4 protein-coding genes are annotated in these 2,357 nt (G+C 63.3%); 3 read left to right on the forward strand and 1 reads right to left on the reverse strand.

The window, feature by feature from the left end:
- Positions 1 to 676: ATP-grasp domain-containing protein (locus EOD07_RS31130; RefSeq protein WP_127238014.1), on the forward strand; the 676-nt coding region annotated here is incomplete at its 5' end.
- Between the two features lie 7 nt (positions 677 to 683).
- Here EOD07_RS31130 and EOD07_RS31135 read toward each other — a convergent pair.
- On the reverse strand, positions 684 to 1,109 hold the full coding sequence (locus tag EOD07_RS31135) for a lysozyme inhibitor LprI family protein (protein ID WP_127238015.1): 426 nt from the start codon (positions 1,107 to 1,109) through the stop codon (positions 684 to 686).
- A gap of 243 nt (positions 1,110 to 1,352) precedes the next feature.
- On the opposite strand from EOD07_RS31135, the gene ykgO reads away from it, so the two are divergent.
- Together ykgO and EOD07_RS31145 are read left to right on the forward strand one after the other, a co-directional pair.
- A complete protein-coding gene (gene ykgO / locus EOD07_RS31140; protein WP_040974291.1) occupies positions 1,353 to 1,478 on the forward strand; it encodes a type B 50S ribosomal protein L36 in 126 nt (41 codons plus the stop codon).
- A gap of 107 nt (positions 1,479 to 1,585) precedes the next feature.
- Entirely contained in the window at positions 1,586 to 2,203 is a 618-nt protein-coding gene (locus tag EOD07_RS31145; protein WP_127238016.1) for a hypothetical protein, read from the forward strand.
- Positions 2,204 to 2,357 lie beyond the last annotated feature (154 nt).

The following is a 2,357-nucleotide window of genomic DNA, read 5'->3' on the forward strand; positions in this document are numbered from 1 at the left end:
GCTCAAGACGTTCAACGGCAGCGGCGTGCTGAAGACCCGCCGCATGGGCTATGACGGCAAGGGCCAACGCGTCTTCCGCAACATGGAAACGGCCGGTTTTGCCGGTGTCTGCGAGGCCATGGGCAATGTGCCGCTGATCCTCGAATCGCTCGTCGCCTTCGAGCGCGAGATTTCGGTGATCGCCGCGCGTGGGCTGGACGGATCCGTCGCGGCTTACGATCCGGCGGAAAACGTCCACCGCGAAGGCATCCTGCGCACCTCGACGCTTCCAGCCGCGATTGATCCGGCGACAGCGACGGCCGCCAAGGACGCGGCCGCGAAAATCCTCTCCGCGCTCGACTATGTCGGCGTCATCGGCGTCGAATTCTTCGTGCTTGCCGACGGTTCGCTTCTGGCCAACGAGCTGGCGCCGCGCGTCCACAATTCCGGCCACTGGACGGAAGCCGCCTGCGTCGTCTCGCAGTTCGAGCAGCATATCCGCGCCGTCACCGGCCTGCCGCTGGGCTCGCCTGCCCGCCATTTTGATTGCGTGATGGAAAACCTGATCGGCGACGACATGCTGAGGGTGCCGGCGCTGCTTAACGAACCCGATCTGATGCTGCATCTTTACGGCAAGGCCGAGTCGCGCCCCGGCCGCAAGATGGGCCATTTCACGCGCCTCATCAGGCCGCGATAAACGTCGCTTACTGCAGATCCTGGTCGTCGCTGCCCGCGTCCGAGCCGGCGCAGCCCGGATCGCTGAGCTTGCAGTTGGCGTCGGACGTGAGCTGCTTCGTGCGCTCGTTGGTGAGCTTCGTCAGGCACTGCGACACCTCCATCGGATGGATGGAGCCGCCCTCGCTGTCGGCGGTCGAATAGGCGCATTCGGCGTCGCGGAAAGCGATCCAGGCGCGCTGCGCCGTCTGCAATAGCTTGTTCGAGGCCTGATCGTTGCTGCCGACGATGTTCTTATAGGCGGCATTGAGCTTGGCGTCGGCCGCCCGATAGTCGGCATCGGCGCAGATGTTCAGCATCGACTGGCTGTCGTCGTTTCGGTCGCAGTCCTCGGCAAAGGCGGCTGGCGCGGTCGCAAGCAGGACCAGACAGGCAGGCAAAACCAGGCGGCGCATGTGGAATCTCCCGTCGTTTCGCCGAGATTGCACCATTCCAGCCGCTTTCGAGTCGCGCAATGCCGCACCGGGCGGATGGTGAATATTTGATATGCCGGCCCGCTTGTGGCATTCGGCACCGTCACGTGGTTGACACGGACAACACTCCTCGTTTATGAGCCACGCCAAGTTCAAAGGCGCGCTTTTTTCGGGCGCGCCTTTAAAATTCGGCCCGGGACGGGCCCTGACCGAACAGGCAAGACCATGAAGATCAAGAATTCGCTCAAGGCGCTCAAGGCGCGTCACCGCGACAACCGGCTGGTTCGCCGCAAGGGACGCATCTACATCATCAACAAGACCGCTCCGCGCTACAAGGCGCGCCAGGGCTGAGCTTGCTGCGCGACGCTATGCGCCGCGTTGATGTCGAGTGCCGGTTCGCCGGCGCTCTCACGCTAAAATCACTTTGACGATCCGCCGTCCGGGACTAGATTCCGGCGATGCGGATTCTTTTTGCATTTTTCACCGCCCTTTTGCTTTCCGGCTTGCCTGCGGGAGCCGAAGAGGTGCCGGGCGCGCTGCCTCCGGATGCCGCGCCGCCGCCCACCGCCACGCCGCCGCCGGCCGCTCCGACCAAGCAGGGCCGCCTCGACCAGCTCTTTACCGAGCTGAAGCGCGAGCGCAACGAGAAGGCGGCCGAGCGCATCGCCGGCCGCATCTGGAACGAATGGAGCCAGTCGGGCAGCGCTTCGATCGACCTGATGATGCAGTGGGCGCAAAAGGCGACGGAAGACCAGAAATTCGACGTCGCCCTCGATTTCCTCGACCAGGTCGTGACCTTGCAGCCCGACTATGCCGAAGGCTGGAACCGCCGTGCCACCGTGCATTTCCTGATGAAGAACTACGGGAAGTCGATGGCCGATATCGACCGCACCTTGCAGCTCGAGCCGCGCCATTTCGGCGCGCTCTCCGGCCTTGCCCAGATCATGACCGAGACCGGCCACAAGCAGTCGGCGCTGGAAGCGTGGCAGAAGGTGCTGGCGATCTACCCGATGATGCGCAGCGCCCAGGACCAGGTCTCGACGCTCTCGGAAGAGCTGGCCGGCGAGGGAATTTGATTCGGAACTGATGTGCTGCGTCAGTTGCTTCGTCATGTATGGACGGCCCCTCTTAGGCAAGAGGCAATTAGCAGATACGGCGCAAGTCTGGAGCGGTCATGTATTCGGCCTTTGATGCGGTCGATTTGATGACCGCTGGCCCGCAGGGGTTACG

The sequence above is a fragment of the Mesorhizobium sp. M2C.T.Ca.TU.002.02.1.1 genome (assembly GCF_003997225.1).

Coding starts and splice junctions, on each gene's coding strand:
- EOD07_RS31145 (WP_127238016.1), top strand. CDS start 1,586: ATGCGGATTCTTTTTGCATTTTTCACCGCCCTTTTGCTTTCCGGCTTG.
- EOD07_RS31135 (WP_127238015.1), bottom strand. CDS start 1,109: ATGCGCCGCCTGGTTTTGCCTGCCTGTCTGGTCCTGCTTGCGACCGCG.
- ykgO (WP_040974291.1), top strand. CDS start 1,353: ATGAAGATCAAGAATTCGCTCAAGGCGCTCAAGGCGCGTCACCGCGAC.